Source organism: Mesorhizobium sp. M0410 (genome assembly GCF_040321435.1).
Taxonomy (GTDB): Bacteria; Pseudomonadota; Alphaproteobacteria; order Rhizobiales; family Rhizobiaceae; genus Mesorhizobium.
In genome coordinates, this window is the sequence record NZ_JAMYRN010000035.1 from 1 (window position 1) to 15,316 (window position 15,316).

20 protein-coding genes are annotated in these 15,316 nt (G+C 59.4%); 5 read left to right on the forward strand and 15 right to left on the reverse strand.

Annotation, left to right across the window (positions count from 1 at the left end):
- Window positions 1–143: 143 nt before the first annotated feature.
- The 7 genes from NKI63_RS28760 to NKI63_RS30795 are packed head-to-tail and all read right to left on the reverse strand — an operon-like array spanning window position 144 to window position 6,738.
- Window positions 144–1,475, reverse strand: coding sequence for an ABC transporter substrate-binding protein (locus NKI63_RS28760; RefSeq protein WP_023722897.1), 1,332 nt, complete (start codon window positions 1,473–1,475; stop codon window positions 144–146).
- 49 nt (window positions 1,476–1,524) lie between these two features.
- Window positions 1,525–2,562, reverse strand: coding sequence for a branched-chain amino acid ABC transporter permease (locus tag NKI63_RS28765; protein WP_023722896.1), 1,038 nt, complete (start codon window positions 2,560–2,562; stop codon window positions 1,525–1,527).
- 3 nt (window positions 2,563–2,565) lie between these two features.
- Window positions 2,566–3,462 (reverse strand): branched-chain amino acid ABC transporter permease, encoded by an 897-nt coding sequence (locus NKI63_RS28770; protein WP_023722895.1) that lies wholly within the window; start codon window positions 3,460–3,462, stop codon window positions 2,566–2,568.
- Window positions 3,459–4,364: an ABC transporter ATP-binding protein gene (locus NKI63_RS28775; RefSeq protein ID WP_352468887.1), complete on the reverse strand. Its 906-nt coding sequence runs from the start codon at window positions 4,362–4,364 to the stop codon at window positions 3,459–3,461. The genes NKI63_RS28770 and NKI63_RS28775 overlap by 4 nt, the downstream gene beginning before the upstream one ends.
- A 55-nt stretch (window positions 4,365–4,419) precedes the next feature.
- Complete coding sequence (gene sfnG, locus NKI63_RS28780) at window positions 4,420–5,520, reverse strand: dimethylsulfone monooxygenase SfnG (protein ID WP_023722893.1); 1,101 nt, start codon at window positions 5,518–5,520, stop codon at window positions 4,420–4,422.
- Complete coding sequence (locus NKI63_RS28785) at window positions 5,517–6,230, reverse strand: NAD(P)H-dependent oxidoreductase (protein WP_352824009.1); 714 nt, start codon at window positions 6,228–6,230, stop codon at window positions 5,517–5,519. The genes sfnG and NKI63_RS28785 overlap by 4 nt, the downstream gene beginning before the upstream one ends.
- On the reverse strand, window positions 6,190–6,738 hold the full coding sequence (locus NKI63_RS30795; protein WP_023722891.1) for a hypothetical protein: 549 nt from the start codon (window positions 6,736–6,738) through the stop codon (window positions 6,190–6,192). Before NKI63_RS30795 ends, NKI63_RS28785 begins: the two co-directional genes overlap by 41 nt.
- 382 nt (window positions 6,739–7,120) lie before the next feature.
- Between NKI63_RS30795 and NKI63_RS28795 the strand changes: the two genes are divergently transcribed.
- A complete protein-coding gene (locus NKI63_RS28795; RefSeq protein WP_023722890.1) occupies window positions 7,121–7,246 on the forward strand; it encodes a hypothetical protein in 126 nt (41 codons plus the stop codon).
- A 66-nt stretch (window positions 7,247–7,312) separates the two neighbouring features.
- Here the strand turns inward: NKI63_RS28795 and NKI63_RS28800 are convergent, their stop codons facing one another.
- The gene (locus NKI63_RS28800; protein ID WP_031195338.1) at window positions 7,313–7,771 is read right to left on the reverse strand and encodes a hypothetical protein; all 459 of its coding nucleotides are present in this window, start codon (window positions 7,769–7,771) and stop codon (window positions 7,313–7,315) included.
- Window positions 7,772–7,896: 125 nt separating this feature from the next.
- Window positions 7,897–8,499, reverse strand: a complete 603-nt coding sequence (locus NKI63_RS28805; RefSeq protein ID WP_023722887.1) for a hypothetical protein — start codon at window positions 8,497–8,499, stop codon at window positions 7,897–7,899.
- A 198-nt stretch (window positions 8,500–8,697) separates the two neighbouring features.
- On the opposite strand from NKI63_RS28805, the gene NKI63_RS28810 reads away from it, so the two are divergent.
- Window positions 8,698–9,168, forward strand: a complete 471-nt coding sequence (locus NKI63_RS28810) for a helix-turn-helix domain-containing protein (protein ID WP_352824010.1) — start codon at window positions 8,698–8,700, stop codon at window positions 9,166–9,168.
- Window positions 9,169–9,278: 110 nt separating this feature from the next.
- On the opposite strand, the gene NKI63_RS28815 is transcribed toward NKI63_RS28810, so the two are convergent.
- The 4 genes from NKI63_RS28815 to NKI63_RS28830 are packed head-to-tail and all read right to left on the reverse strand — an operon-like array spanning window position 9,279 to window position 12,463.
- On the reverse strand, window positions 9,279–10,595 hold the full coding sequence (locus NKI63_RS28815; protein ID WP_352468888.1) for a sensor histidine kinase: 1,317 nt from the start codon (window positions 10,593–10,595) through the stop codon (window positions 9,279–9,281).
- Window positions 10,592–11,137, reverse strand: a complete 546-nt coding sequence (locus tag NKI63_RS28820) for a putative pterin-binding protein (protein ID WP_352468889.1) — start codon at window positions 11,135–11,137, stop codon at window positions 10,592–10,594. Before NKI63_RS28820 ends, NKI63_RS28815 begins: the two co-directional genes overlap by 4 nt.
- Complete coding sequence (locus tag NKI63_RS28825) at window positions 11,127–11,828, reverse strand: FkbM family methyltransferase (protein WP_352468890.1); 702 nt, start codon at window positions 11,826–11,828, stop codon at window positions 11,127–11,129. Before NKI63_RS28825 ends, NKI63_RS28820 begins: the two co-directional genes overlap by 11 nt.
- 5 nt (window positions 11,829–11,833) lie before the next feature.
- Window positions 11,834–12,463, reverse strand: a complete 630-nt coding sequence (locus NKI63_RS28830) for a DNA-binding response regulator (protein WP_352468891.1) — start codon at window positions 12,461–12,463, stop codon at window positions 11,834–11,836.
- Window positions 12,464–12,599: 136 nt separating this feature from the next.
- On the opposite strand from NKI63_RS28830, the gene NKI63_RS28835 reads away from it, so the two are divergent.
- Window positions 12,600–12,944 (forward strand): hypothetical protein, encoded by a 345-nt coding sequence (locus NKI63_RS28835; RefSeq protein WP_352468892.1) that lies wholly within the window; start codon window positions 12,600–12,602, stop codon window positions 12,942–12,944.
- A gap of 169 nt (window positions 12,945–13,113) precedes the next feature.
- Here NKI63_RS28835 and NKI63_RS28840 read toward each other — a convergent pair whose 3' ends face one another.
- Window positions 13,114–13,653: a thermonuclease family protein gene (locus tag NKI63_RS28840; RefSeq protein WP_352468893.1), complete on the reverse strand. Its 540-nt coding sequence runs from the start codon at window positions 13,651–13,653 to the stop codon at window positions 13,114–13,116.
- A complete protein-coding gene (locus NKI63_RS28845) occupies window positions 13,650–14,249 on the reverse strand; it encodes a hypothetical protein (RefSeq protein WP_352468894.1) in 600 nt (199 codons plus the stop codon). The genes NKI63_RS28840 and NKI63_RS28845 overlap by 4 nt, the downstream gene beginning before the upstream one ends.
- A gap of 156 nt (window positions 14,250–14,405) precedes the next feature.
- Between NKI63_RS28845 and NKI63_RS28850 the strand changes: the two genes are divergently transcribed.
- Both NKI63_RS28850 and NKI63_RS28855 read left to right on the forward strand, forming a co-directional pair.
- On the forward strand, window positions 14,406–14,987 hold the full coding sequence (locus tag NKI63_RS28850) for a lytic transglycosylase domain-containing protein (RefSeq protein WP_352468895.1): 582 nt from the start codon (window positions 14,406–14,408) through the stop codon (window positions 14,985–14,987).
- 12 nt (window positions 14,988–14,999) lie between these two features.
- Window positions 15,000–15,314 carry a TrbC/VirB2 family type IV secretion system protein gene (locus tag NKI63_RS28855; RefSeq protein WP_352468896.1) on the forward strand — a complete coding sequence of 105 codons (315 nt, stop codon included), beginning with the start codon at window positions 15,000–15,002 and terminating at the stop codon, window positions 15,312–15,314.
- Window positions 15,315–15,316: the final 2 nt, after the last annotated feature.

Consider the following 15,316-nt stretch of genomic DNA (forward strand, 5'->3'; position numbering starts at 1 on the left):
GTGGCGGGGGGCCGTGTTTTTTTTTAAAACCCACCCCCCCCCCCCCCCCCCCCGTTAGGTTTTTTCGGGGGCGTCAATCCTATCCCCCCCAATCGGCCTCAACCGGCGGGGGGCCCGGGGGGCGGCCCGCGAGTTGTTTGACTTCAGTTGCTGACCACTGCTTCGGCGTCTTCGGCCGTGCGGATCTTGATGCCCTTTTCCTTGGCATAGGCCTCGGACGACTTCTCGATGATCGGACGCAGCAGCTTCCAGTCGGGCGCAATCCAGTCGGAGACGACGTTCCACTTCTTGCCGTCCCACTGCTGGAAGGTCACGTAGCCGTCACCTTCGTGATTGTCCCAGGAGACGTTGATCGAGTGGAACAGGTCCTTGGCGCCCAGCGCCTCGACGCGTGCCGGATCGAGCTTGAGATGCTCGAAGCCCCAGCGGACTTCGTCGCCGGTGAGCGTGCGGTTGCCGAACTTGGTCTGCGCGATGCGGACCGCCTCGACATTGAGGATGCCGTTGACGATGCCGAGATTGTGGTAGACCGAGCCGATACGGCTCTTTTCCTCGAGATTGCCTTTGCCGGCGCCGTAGACCGTTTTGACGATCTCCTGGACCACCGGATACTGCTCGCCTGACGCCTGGGTGGTGATGGCCGTATAGCCCTTGGCGGCATCGCCCGCGGGGATCACATCCTCTTCCGAATTCGACCAGACATTGCCGACGATGTGATCGGCCGGGAAGCCGGTCTTCTGCGCGGTCTTGAGCGCAACCGGGTTCATCACGCCCCAGCCGCGCAGCACCACATAGTCCGGATGCTCGCGACGGATCGTCAGCCACTGCGCCTGCTGCTCGTTGCCTGGATGCGGAACCTCGATCTGCGACAGCTCGAAGCCGTATTTCTGCGACAGCAGCTCATAGATCGGAATCGTCTCCTTGCCATAGGGCGAGCCGTGATAGAGCACGACGATCTTCTTGCCCTTGAGCTTGTCGAGGCCACCTTCCTTGGAGGCGATATAGTTCACGATGCCCGAGGTCTCGCTGTAGGGATTGAGCAGCAGCGGGAAGACGTAAGGGAACACGCGTCCGTCCGTGGTGTCGGTGCGGCCGTGGTTGATGGTGATCAGCGGCACCTTGTCATCGGTGATGCGGTCGATCATGGCATAGGCGATGCCGACCGAAAGCGGGTTCCAGGCGGCGATGCCGGGATTGCTCTTCAATCGTTCATAGACCTCGACGCCCTTCTCGACCTCATACTGCGTCTCGCCCTCGCTCCAGGTCAGCTTGACGCCGTTGACGCCGCCGTCGCGGATGTTGATCAGGTTGAGATAGTCGATGAAGCCGCCGAAGAAGCCGGTGCCGCCGGCGGCATAAGGGCCGACGCGGTAGCTCTGCAGGGGAAAATACTGCTCGTCGGCGTGGACCGCCGTCGCGCCGAGGACGAAGGCCGTGGCGATCGCCGCTTTCTTGAGGTGACTGAAGAAGGTCATGGATTGCGTCTCCTGAGGTTGTGGTCCGTGAGAGGATGTCGAGCGGCGCTCAGCTGGACCTTGAGCCGATCCGTCGTTTCAGGCGGTCGAAGAGGGCCGACAGCCCGTTCGGTTCCGCGATGAGGAAGATGATGATGAGCGCGCCGAGCACGATGCGCTGGCTCATGTCGAGAACACCCGAATCGAACAGTCCGCCAAACAGGAAGGCGCCAAGCCGCGACAGGATGAGCGGAAAGATGACGATGAACGCCGCTCCCAGAAAGGCGCCGCGTATCGAGGCCAGCCCGCCGATGATGATGATGAACAGGATCTGGAACGAGCGGTCGAGATTGAAGCCGGCCGGCTCGACCGTGCGCAGATAGGTGAAGGCCCACAGCACCCCGGCGACGCCGATGATGAAGGACGAGATGGCGAACGCGAGCAGCTTGGTCTTCAGCACAGGGACGCCGATCACCCGCGCGGCGGTTTCGTTGTCGCGCACGGCGATGAAATTGCGGCCGGTCGCGCTGTTGACCAGGCGCCAGACGAGCGCCGTGAGCACGATGACCGTGGTCACCGAGAGCAGGTAGCGGCCCGTCGCCCTGTCGAGCGAGAAGCCCGCAACGGCAAGGTGCGGCGCCGAGATCACTCCGGATGGGTTGTCGTTGGAGAACCAGCCGAACTTGGTCAGCGCCCACTGCACGAAGAACTGGGCGGCGAGCGTCGAGACGGCGAGATAGAAGCCGCGCAGGCGCAGGCTCGGCAATCCGAACACGACGCCGATGCCGGCGGCCGAAATCCCGGCCAGGATCATGGTCGCAGCCAGCGGCAGTCCTTCGACCCGAAGGTTGAAATTGTAGGCGGCGAAAGCGCCAACCGCCATGAAGGCGGAGGAGCCCAGCGAAAGCTGGCCGCAATAGCCGGTCAAAAGGTTGAGGCCGACCGCCGCCAGGCTGAGCGCAAGGAACGGCAGCAGGATCGCCTCGACGAGATAGCTCGACGCATAGGCGGGGATCAAGCCGTAGGCCACGGCAATCAGGGCGACGGGCAGAGCTAACCTCTGCCAGTCGATGGGAAGCCTTGCGGCATCGAGCGCTTGCACGGCCATCGGTCAGACCCTTTCGACAGTCTTCTGGCCAAACAGGCCGGAGGGGCGCACCAGCAGGACGACCAGCGCCAGCGCATAGGCGAACCAGCCTTCGATGCCGCCACCGACAAAGGGTCCGAGGTAGACCTCGGCGAGCTTCTCGCTGGCGCCGATGATGAGGCCGCCGACGATGGCGCCGAGGATAGAATCGAAGCCGCCAAGCACCAGCACCGGCAGCGCCTTCAGCACGATCAGCGACAGCGAGAACTGGACGCCGAGGCGCGCGCCCCACAAAAGTCCCGCGACCAGTGCCACGAACCCCGCGGCCGTCCACACCGTTCCCCAGATCCGGGGCAGCCGCAGCCCGACGGCAAGCGCGGCGAACTGGTCGTCTGCGACGGCGCGAAACGCCAGGCCGATCCGGGTCCAATAGAAGAATGCGCTCAAGCCGGCGACCATCGCCGCGGCAATGCCTGCAGCAAGAAGATCGAACGACGAGATCAGGATGCCGCCGACCTCGAACGGCGTGTCGTCGATGCCGAGATCGAGCCCGTGCACCTGCGTGCCCCACACCAACTGGGCAGCGCCTTCAATGATGTAAGACAGGCCAAGCGTGGCCATGAACAGCGTCATCGGCGAGCGATTGACCAGCGGCCTCAGCACAGTTCGCTCGATGGTGAAGCCCAGCGCAACCATGACCGCGAGGGTAATGAGCAGCGAAAGCGCAAACGGGATGCCGCGTTCGACAAGGCTGACAAAGGTGAGTGCGGCGAACAGCACCATCGACCCTTGCGCGAAGTTCAGCACGCCCGACGTCTTGTAGATCAGCACGAAACCGATGGCGACGAGCGAATACATGACGCCTGAGAGCAAGCCACCGACCAGCACCTCGATGACGAAGAGGAAATCATAGTAGCTCATCGGATGCCCTCGCCATGTTCGCCTTCGGCGGTGCCGATATAGGCCCGGATCACCGCCGGATTGGCCCTGACCTCGGCCGGTGTCCCGTCGGCGATCTTGCGGCCGTAGTCGAGCACGGCGACGCGGTCGGAGAGCCCCATGACCACGCCGATGTCGTGTTCGATGAGGATGATGGTGACGTCGTGCCGGTCGCGCGCTGCGCGCACGAAACCGGCCATCTCGGCCTTCTCGGTCGCCGTCATGCCGGCCATCGGCTCGTCGAGCAGCAGGATCTTCGGCTCGGCGACAAGCGCGCGCGCCAGTTCGACCCGCTTCTGCAGGCCGTAGGGCAGCGTTGCGACCAGGCGATCGGCGACGGCCTCGAGATGCAGGAAGGCGATTGTCTGGTCGACCTTTTCAGCGATCGCGGCATCTTCGCGCCGGGCGCGCGGTAGACCAGCGATATGTTCGACGAAGCTGGCGCGCCGGGTGTGGACGCGGCCCGACGCGATGTTGTCGCGCACTGAAAGCCCACCGAACAGTGCCAGGTTCTGGAAGGTGCGCGCGACGCCGAGCCGTGCCAGACGGCTTGCCGACACCCGGGAGAAGGACTGGCTATCGATCGCGATCTTGCCCTGATCGGCGTGATAGAGGCCGCTGATGATGTTGATCAGCGAGGATTTGCCGGCGCCATTGGGACCGATCACAGCTCGAATCTCGCGGCTTTTGACCTCGAGGTCGACATCCCGCAGTGCCGTGACGCCACCAAAGGAAATGCTGATCCCGCCCAGCGCCAGGATCGCATCAGCCTTTGCCGACAGGCGCGCCGGGCGCGTGTCCTCGACGGGATCAGCACCAGCAAGAATGCCGGAAATTTCGGGCGAGCGCTCGTATGCGGCGGCTCCCAGCGAAGCACCAATCATGAAACATTCCTAATTTTGAACGCGTGCGGGCGGCGGCCTGGAGGCCGCGCGTGTCCTATTCCGCGGCGACGAGCTCCCTGTCGCGCGCCGCTTCCAGTTCGCGCACCAGAGGGATGACGCGCTTGCCGAAGAACTCCACCTCTTCCTGGAAATGCAGGAAGCCGAGCAGTATCAGATCCGCGCCGGCATCCTTCAGCTTGAGGATGCGTTCGGCAATCTGTTCCGGCGTGCCGATGAGATTGCTGCGGAAGCCGTCATTGTATTGGACAAGATCCTCGAACGAGGATTTCGCCCAGTTACCCTCGCCTTCCGGCGACGCCTTGCCGGCATTCTTGACCTGATCGGCGAAACCCTGCACCGCCTCCGGATTGGCCTTGGCGATGATCTCGTCGAGCACGGTGCGCGCTTCTGCCTCGGTTTCGCGAGCGATGGCAAAGGCGTTGACGCCGATCTTGACCTTGTGGCCATTGGCCTTCGCCTTGGTCTTGATGTCGTCAACCTGCTTCTTGATCTCTTCCGGCGTGTTGCCGTTGGTGAAATACCAGTCGGAAACCCGCGCAGCCATGTCGCGCGCCGCGCGTGATGAGCCGCCCTGGAAGATCTCCGGCTGCGGATCGATCGGCTTCGGCTTCATCGAGTAGTTGGTAAAGCGATAGAAGTCGCCCTTCAGAGTGAAATTGTCCTCGGTCCAGATGCCGCGCAGCGCACGGATGAATTCCTCCGAACGGCGATAGCGCTCGTCATGGTCGAGCCACAGCTCGCCGATGGCGGCGAACTCACCGCGGAACCAGCCGCTCACGACATTGACCGCGACACGGCCATTGGTCAGGTGATTGATGGTGGCTATCTGCTTGGCCGCCAGCGCTGGATTCCATGGGCCGGGCAGGATCGCCGCGATGACTTTCAGCGTTGTGGTGGCCGCGAGCAAGGCATGGCTGAACGAGACGGATTCGTGCTGGTTGTCGGCGCCATAGCCGGCCGTGAAGCGTATCTGGCTCAGCGCGTAGTCGAAGCCGTTGGCCTCGGCGATCTGGGCGAGCTTGCGGTTATAGTCGATGTCCCAGCCGGTCCGCTGCTCGATGTTGGAGATGACCAGGCCGCCCGAGACGTTCGGGACCCAGTAGGCGAATTTCACGTTGTCGGAATTCGAGGTCATTTCGTTCGTTTCCCCTTTTGATTGGCTTCAACCGACGCGCGTGGCGACGGCAGTGTTTGCATCACTGGAATTAAGCAAGGAAATCGCTTCGGTAGCGGCCCGTGAGATGCGCTCGATAATCGCCGCGCCGACGATCTTGGCATCGACGAAATCGTCGGGCGCGCCGTAGACGCCGGTCGGGACCGTGACGGCCCCGAAAAAACCGAACAATGGCCGGAGCTGATGTTCGAGAACCAGGCCATGGTATGGACTTCCGCGGTTGCCGCGAGAAGCACGGTCTTGCCCGTCAGTGCACGATGATCGACGAGGTCGAACAGGTGCTTGAGAGCGCCGGTGTAGGACGCCCGATAGACCGGCGTTCCGACCACGAGCAGGTCGGCCTTCTCGACACGCTGGATGATCGCTTCGCCAGACGCGCCGAGCGCACGACGAGACAGCCCGGCGAAAATCGACGGCGCCGCCTCGGTGATTTCGATCAGGCCGGCGTCCGACGGGACACGCGACGCGACCGCCTTGACCAGCGCGCTCACCACCGCGGTGGTGCGGGATGGCGTACTAACGCCGCCGGATATGCCGAGAACCGAAATTCTTGCCACGTGTCGTCGATCTCCTGTTCCACCAAGGGGATGCCCGGTTGCCAAGACGGGATCGTACGATATTACACAAAATCTATAGAGATAAGGAATTATCTTTTGATTTTTCCAAACCATTGAGAAAATCGGAGTGCTGACGCCTCATTAGCATGAGCTCTAACATCCGATTGGCGGCAAACCGCGGGCGCAGACCGGCCAGGCTTGATCGTGGCGATCGGCGCTCCGTTGCCCGGTGCGGCCCGCGCCGCAGATTGTCACCACCGGCACGTCGCGCTTTTGGTCGTCGATCGGCGTCGCCGCCGTGATAGCTGCCGTTGAATCGGACCCCGAACTGCCGCTCGGCGCCGAAACGCCCGCTCACATCGAGATGCCCGCCGCCCTGGGGGCTCGACCGTGTCAGATCGACCTCGGCCCGCGCGCTTGGGATGATATTGGTCGTACCCCCCGAGACTGCTGTTCGGCGCGATGCCATAAAGGAGCGCCACCGGTCCTTTGAGAACCTCGATCGCTCGATATAATCGGTGAACAAGCGATAGGTCGGCGCGACCCCGAACACACCATCGAACGCGACCTCGCCAAAATTTCCTTCATTGATCGGAAAGCCGCGAATGTAGAAGGAATCCAATATCCCGCCGGTTGAATGGGTGCTCCGTACCAAGGATCATTGATCATCACGTCGTCCACCGTGCGTGCGCCCTGATCCTCGATCGTTTGCGCCGTGTAGCTGCCTATGTTGAACGGCGTATCCATGATGTCGCGATTGCCGAGCAGGCCCAGGCGCCCGCCTCGCGCGACTTGTCCGCCCGGATACGCTTCCGGCAGATTGTCGATCGTTGCGGTCAGGGGCAGGCCGCCCAGCCCCACCACCACGATGCGCTCGAGCACCGTGCCATGGAATGTTCGTTTCATTGTTGACAGGTTAGTCATGCAAGACCTCCTGACCATCCGCACCCAGCTCTCGCCAGGCAAGGCAAAACGTTCTTGGTCCTTGGCGTGAGGGGACTTGGATGAGGAAATCTGTTGGGCTGTTCGCTGCGCTGGCCGTGATGGGTCAGGACGCCGCTGCGCAGGAGTCGACGGCTGATCGTCTGATGAAACTAGACCGGGAAGACGGTTATGCCGGACTTTTCTGAAACGCCGGTGGCTGGCGCCCGAGGTCAGAACATATCGGTTTTCGCTCGCCTTCCCTCTCGGCTCACTCACTTGTGCGGCATACAATAGACGCCCTCGGATTCCATGAGTACCGCGCCGCCCTTCAACTCGCTCATTGCGCCGACCCAGGCTTCCGAATAAGTGCGGCTGGCATCCACGGCCGTCAGCCAAAGAACGCGATTGTCAGCCAGTTCGACTTTAACTTCCTGCTGCAAAGGGCTTGCCTGCACGGTCTGTTGATAGTGCCGTTTGATCCTGACATTGCTGGCCGGGAACTCAGCTTCGTTGCTGCCATAGTTCAGCACAAACCTAGTATGGTCCTCGGCCACTGTGCAACTGCCGTCACGCTCACACACGATTTTGGCGGCGGTCTTGCAGTCCCATTTCAGTGAAGCGGGCCACATCGGATTGTCCGCGCTCGATCGCGGCTTCTCGCTCTGGCTAGCCACCGCCAAGCCTGCCCATGGGCCCATTATCGCAGTCGACAGGAGCAGCGCCTTCAACACTTATTACCCTTCCCTGATCCAGTACCGTATTGCTGTCTCGAAGCTATCGCTGGCGTCGGGGTGAATGAACCGGACAGACACGCCTTGTGATCCTCATGGCGACTCATCCTGCGTGATCGCCTGGCTTATGGCATGTTGAGATTGAACCAGCTTTTCTGGCGCATGCCGTTCGCGTCGTCATACTCGATGAACCAGGGCTTTCCGCGCACCGGCCGAGAGATGGTGTAGTAGGTGGGGCCATTACCAAGGGAATGCCCTCTATCGTTGCCCGTGATCTGGATTTTTGCCGTCACCAACCTACCGTTGATTTCGATCTGGGCCTGTCGAGATCCGTTGTCATGGTCTTGGCCGAGACGACTATTCGTGAAAGTGGCGGGCAGGGTGAGCCTGTCGGAGCTGATACGGCAGATGTTCCGTTCTTGCCTCATTCCTCGCCGATCGGAGTCGTAGCTGCCAGCTGCTTGCCAGCCAGCTGGACAATCCTCATACTTCTCGAATCTCGCGGCGCTGGAGTTGGCTTGTGGACAGATCGGCCAGTTAAAACCCGGCGCTTTCATCGCCGCCATCAACTTGTAGATTGACGGGTGGCAAGAAGGAGTGGCCTGCCAGTCACCGGACAGGCAGAGGAGGACCTGACAGCCCCATTCCGATGCCTGTGATTGGGATGGAAGAGCCGCGGCGCCCACGACGACGGTGGCACCCACCAAGAGATATTTCAGCATGTTCATAGCCTTTTCCTCGCTGCGGATTCTGATACTTTACTATGGATCATCCGCGCGAAAAAGGACAGATCGAGAAGGCAGGTTGTGCGACTACATCGATTTATGAAACGAGACGACGCGGGCCTGGTCAACAACCCGTTGCGCGCCAACATTGCGAGAACGCTGGAGCGGGAGAGAGCTAGGCGTGGCCTATCCCATATGCACATGGCCGAGCTGTTCCGGACCGTCGAGGGCGAAAGGCTCGCCTACCGGACATACATCCAGACCGTGCGACAGAAAAACAATGTCACCCTGACGACGTTGCAAATCATGGCAAGCGGCTTGCATGTGTCAGTTGCGGACCTGCTCGCGGGCGGAAAAAAACTTCCCGAATGGGCGCATCAGTTGGACGAAAATGCAATCCGCATGCGTCTGGCGCACATCATCGACATTGAGCGAAAACGACGCACTTTGCTCCGCTATAAGATGGCCGAGCTCATCGGCGTGGCGGAGGCGACATTCATGAAATTGGAACGCGCAAGCGGCAATATCAGCGTCGACACAATTGCGGCGATCGCCAAGGCGTTGAAACTTGATCCAGCGACCTTCCTCTTTTCCGATAAGGTCCCGCCACCAACTGATCTACCTGATTCTGACGCACCCGGAGGCGTAGGTTCTCATTTCAGAGTGCCGTGAACTTCCAGCGTCATCATCCGTCTAAGCTGCGCTACACAGAATGCCTGGCAGGTTTTCGCCGTGATAGCGCATACCGGTGCATTCAGGTGAAAATGGAGCAGAGCTGACAATTAGGCGCGCCACGTGTGTACCTTTTTTCGCCCGCGCCTGAGGAACGACTGCCATGACGTGGCGGCAGTCGAATGCACCGGAATCCTGATCTCTACGGTTGTGCCGGCACCGGGAGCGCTGTTGATGATGAGCCTTCCTTTCAGCGTCGAGACCATCTGGGAACATGCGGTCAGTCCAAGGCCAGTATGATTTCCAGCTCGCGTTGAAAAGAAAGGTGTAGTTGCCTTCACAAGGATTGCAGGCGACATGCCTGCGCCGTTGTCCGCCACATCTAGTACGAGGTAACTGCGCAGGAGGAAGGGACGTCGCTTGACTGTCGCGGAGATGAGAATTGGGGCGTTTCTGGTGCCGGATAGAGCGGCAAGAGCGTTTTCTATCAGCTCATTAACGACCAACCGTAACGGCGTCGCCGGAACAGGTTGCAGACGTGCTTTAGGATCGACCAAAACTTGCACCAAACTGCTGCGATCGTGCGCGAGATCCTCGAGGAGTGGGCCGAGCGCCACGGTGCTGGAATCTTGTGGCGCATAGGCGATCTGAAGGACACTGTTGGTGATCGATTCCAGTTCAGTAGCAGCACTGCGCGCAGCCTCAAGCATTTCGCCGCTCGGTTGCTTGTCTGGTTGTGCGTGCTCAAGGAACAGCCTCAAGGCTGTAACCCGCGATCGGGTCATATGCGCAAAGAGCGAAGCGAACGAGCGCATATGCTGGTCACGGCGATTGGCCAAAGCATAGCGTTGATGGATAACGAGATAAAAGGTGGCACCCAGGCCAAGTGCGATGGCAAAGATGAACCAGTTGCGCGAGGCCGCAATGTCGATGCTGGCGGTCTGCTGCAAGGTGGCACTGTGATCAACGGTAGAGCTGGAAATCTCGTAAATTGACTGTTCCAGCTTGGCCATGTCGGCAATGGCTTGGGTGTAGTTTCTCCGCGCTGACACAATAGGGGCAATTTTCTGTTCGAGGGTCAGGCGAATCCGGCCCAGGAGTTCGGCATCGTGGTCGGGAAAAAAGCGGTTCAGATAGGGCAGGTTTTCCAACTGCGCGACGTTGACGTTCACCAACGCCATTTGTCGATCGATGTCCGCATCAAGCTTGCCCGTCTCGTCGGCAATGCGAAGATAGCCATAGACTCGTATAAGGCGCTCGCGAATCTGCGCCGCGCGCCACTGAATCTCGAAAGTCTGAGTGAGGATGGCATCCGTCTCCTGACGGTAGCGGTTCGATTGGATGAATGTCCACGCACTCAGCCCAAGCGCTGCAGCCATACCAATATACGGCAGAACAGTGAGCAAGCGGCCGTTTAAGAACTTCATTGCGTGGCGCGCAGGATGACTGGGAAAAACACCCAGATCGAGTTTCTTGCGGGAACATATGAAGCGGGCAACCGGTCCAAGGGCCAAACAATGAAGATGGGGCCTTTCTCTACCATACTGATCGGGCGGAAATCCTGGCCCGGCGGGCAATGCGAGCCGGCCTTGTCACTCTCGTTGCAACGACGTTCGATCGCCAGGATCGGATTATAAGACCGGATTTCGTCCATATGAATGTCGGCAACGAAGTTGTCATAGGCGACGACTTTGACTTCCTGAACGGCGGTAATTCCGGCCTTGGCAAGCACATTTGCAAGCAGCGGCCCACGATATTCGATCTTCTCGTTGTCGCTCGTCCAAGGCGTACGCGTGTCATAGGTCTGTTGCGGAAAGTCTGCCCGCAGCTGCTTTACTGAAAAGATGGCGACGGTCTTGCCGCTGGCGTCTTGAACCGACACTTCGTTGGGATCGAGGGGAATTTCCTCGGCGGCGCTGGCGAGCGGAAGGGACAGGGCAAATATGACGGCGAGAGCATTACGCAACATCTTCCACATCCTCGTATTCGCGGGGTCCATCGTTCTTGGCGAAGAGCACGCAAGGGCCTCGGGAGCCCCGCGGATCGTAGGCAAATCCCTTTTCTGCTAGGGCAAGCGTGATGTTGCGGACGCCGTCAAGGCCATAGAGATGATCGTGCAGCTCAAGAAAAATGCGCTGGACGCCGGGCAGCTCGGCATCCTGCAGAAGTTCTTTCTCAGCACCTTCAATGTCCATGACGAGGGCGTTTATTTGATGATCGGTCATGAAACGATCGACGTCGGCCGAGACGATCGAAAGTTCGCGCTCATATGGTCCCTGGTCTTTGTCCGTGGAAGACATCCAAAGGTCCCGGCGAACGTAGAAGGTGAAGGACCGCGGCGGGCCTGCTGTGAGGATACCCTGGGAAAATGTGACATTGTCGAGATCGTTGGCCGCTATCACGCGCTTCGCTAGTTCCGCTGTTGCGGGATTTGCTTCAAAAGCCCACACCTGAACGCCGGGGATTTTCGCGATCAGTGCGGTGATGATGCCGATACCGGACCCTAGCTCCAGTACGCGATCGCGCGCCTTGACTGCCCTGAAAATCCACTTCGCTTCCTTCGCCTCATAGCTCTGGCTTTGAAGCGCTCGCCAGATGACCGGCGAGACATCCTGCGGTTCCACGGGAACCTTGATCCCATGTACGGTTAGAGAAGCCATCGCGATCACAGCCCCTGTGGTAGCGGATGACCTTGCCTCATGAGTTTGGCCCGGGCCTGCTTGTAGTACCTTTCGGCAGAGCCGGCATCGATGCCCAGCCGCTCTGACATGAGGGCGAAAATCTCTTTCCGTTTCACACCAGGCGCGCGGCGGGCCATCATGTCGATGATTTCATGCTCGCGAGGCGTCAGAACGGAAAAGCGATAGTCGGGCCTTGTCATGGCGACTCGCGAAAGGCGCAGGGAGAAGCCCTTGGATGAAATGTCCTCGAGCACATCGCTGAAAACGCCGGGCGCAAGGCCGGTTTTGCCGAGATAAGCGGCGGCGCCGATCTGCTGGAAACCTTCGGCCTCGGTTCGATTGTCAGAGCCGGTGACGACGATATGGATGGCGCTCGCAGAGGCTTCCATGATTTTGTCGACGACAGCAACCCGAGCAGTTTCTGACGTGGGATCAAATCCGGGCAAGCCGGGATCAATTACGATGAGATCAAATTGGACGTTTTGAAGCTCTCTGGTCGCAATCTCCAAGGTTTCGGCACCTACGACGATGCAGTCATGGAAGCTTGCTTGCACTTCGTTCATTAATGCCAGACGCATAAGCGTCTGGTCTTCAACCACCAGGGCACGAAACATTAGAAGCCAATCCTTCTACGCAGGCACCCCCGCCCGGTCTTAGAATTGTCGCTACAAAATAGGGATGATGCCATCCCTATGTTTCCTTACCTCCCGAGGTATCAGTATGTGACCAATGTACGCCAGGAGGAGGACGATGGCTATTCAACTGGTCTGCAGCAACGGACAAATGGAACCGGCTGAAGGTGTCGCGAATCTTATTGCGGCACATCGTCAGAGCCTGGCCATGCTCGAATATCTCGGCAGGCGATTGATGGAAGCTGAAGGGGCGGACGCGGCCTTGCTGGGTCAGAGGATGGACGCCGTTATGGCGCAAGAGGCCGCGGCACGAAGGAGAGCCGCCATCGCTCCAGTAGCCACTGTCGCGGATATGAAAATGAAGGCAGCTTATTTCCAACGGTTGATGGGTCATGGCTGGTGCGAAATTGACGTTGACGATTTGCAAGCGGTGCTCGGTTCTTTCACGAAACTGCAATCCTAAGAGAAGAGTGCCGAAAGCCATGCTGTGATGGCGTGCCAGGCGGCATAAACTCCCGCGGGGACCAAGACAATAGCGATGAATGCGACGGCATCGCCAATTGAGCGGTCGGTGCGTCCTTGCACAGGATATCCATGGTAATGGTTGTGGGCGTCGTCATCGCGGCTCATCATTATCTCTCCGATATGCGTTTCAGCAGCATTTGTACTGGGTGCTGAAACGTTGTGTTCCACAATCCTCTGCGATTCGACTTCGCATCCAATTCGGCAACTAGGTAATTGCCGTTGACTGCCTTGCCTTTTACTGTCGTCGCCGCAAAAGCATATCCCGTCGAGATGAGGGCCGTTCCGACGTCGATTGTTTCGCCGTTCAACTGCGCTCCGCATATGACAAAAGCCGCCTCGTCGAGCGCGTAGCCGATTGGCTGGCAGGTGATTGCCGTGCCGTCAAACAGCGCGGCCAAGTGCGCCAGCGATGCGTTGCCGCAATCAATTTTCCTACCGCCGGCCTCCTCTGCGATTGTCCCTCGTAAACACGATTGGACCCCATAGAGATGGAACAGGCGGTCTCCATCGCGCCATGTGTCGCCGGTTAGCAGTTGAGCCGACTTCGATACTTGGAACGGAGTCGGTTCGGTGGAAGCATTGCTCTCCTGGGCGTGAGCCGATGCGGATAGTGCAACGGCAATGGCTGCGAGGCTGAACGTTCTCATTTTTGGAACTGCTCGCCCAGTTCGCCCGAATGTTCCAGATCGGGGCGCAGAGATTTGCCATCCTTGTTACCAATCGCCGCCATGTCGAAAAAGACCATTTCGTCATCATCATAGGCGACCGTGTACGGATCGTTTGGATCGCCTGCACCGACGAGGGAGAAGCACGACACGGCGTCGGGTTCATCCTTCTTGCTTTGCAAAACAAGCGTCTTGCAAAGAACGACAGATGCACGGTGGTTGTAGATCCGCTCTTCGTAATCTTGCGCGGCTTTCGTGCAGTCCCATTCTTCGGCTTTATATGTGATTTTTGGCTTTGGGCACGCTGTGAGGCCGCGCAGCCGATACGTCGCGCCGTTGATAACGCGCTCAGTAGCCGAGTGCACCTTCACCGGCATCTTCAAGGCGGTAACGTCCCGCCGATAAAGCGCGCCCTTGGCGTCGTAGCGCTCATAGACAAAGACCTTCTCGCCAGGCTTCGAGAACTGAAGCAAGTAGTCCTTCGATGGCGGTTCGAAGGCATTCGGGGCGCTCGCGCCGGCTGCGAAACCCACGGTGCTTTGGAGCAGCAAGGCCACGAATATGGCTGTCTGTTTCATCGGATTTCCGTTCTCGTCACGCTTATCGATTGACACTTTACTAGGGCAGAGTGTAGCCATAGTAAAGTGTCAAATTGTGGCAAGCCAATGATTCGACCTCTCCTGATAATATCGCTTTGCGGTGCCATAGCGCCTTTCACGGCGCTGGCTCAGGACATGGCATCAGAGCGCGTTGCGATCGCCTTTGCAACGCCGGCGAAAGCTGTGGCGGCAACCGGTATAGATCGCTCCGGAGCTTGTGAGGGTGGCAACCGTGCACAGATCGCGAGCCTTGTGCGCTCAATAGCGGCTGAACAAGGATTTGACGCCGATCTAGCCGAAGCAATTGCATGGGCCGAAAGCGATCTTGGTGCCAACCAGGGTCCGTCAAAAGCCGGGGCCTTGGGAATCATGCAGCTGATGCCAGGAACGGCCTCCGATCTCGGCGTGATAAACCCCTGCGATACACGGGCAAATGTCCGGGCTGGTATCCGGTATCTGAAGTCACTGTACGACGAATTCCAGGATCCGCTGCTGATGCTCGCGGCTTACAACGCCGGGCCCAACAACGTCTACAAGGCGAAGGGCATTCCGGTGAATCCGGAGACCGCGGAATACGTCGTGAAAATATTGAACCGCTGGAAGTTCGGCGGTGTCGTCAAAAAATCCACCCTACCCAAATTGGAAATGCTCGCGGCCGTTCCATCAGCGAGCGAGGACACTTGGCAGGATGGTCATGTCATGGATTTCGGCAACTGAAAGGAGCCAAGGGTGGAATACAGGAAAGCGGGTAAATTCGCCCTGAAGCTGGCCTTGGCCTCGGCGGTCGGAATAGCTCTCGCGCCGGCCACTGCGTATGCCCAGTCGGCGGCGCCAGTCGAAAATGTGATGGAGTGGTTTGTCGGAGTTCTGCAAGGCAACATAGCGCGTTCATTCGCCATCATCGCGGTCTGTTTTCTCGGCTTCCTCGCCATGACGGGCCGGCTGGCGTGGATGATGGCTTTTTCCATCATCATTGGCATCGCTCTGATCTTCGGCGCTGCCCAGTTGGTGGATGCAGTGCGCGCGACCGCGGGAGGCAGTTGAGA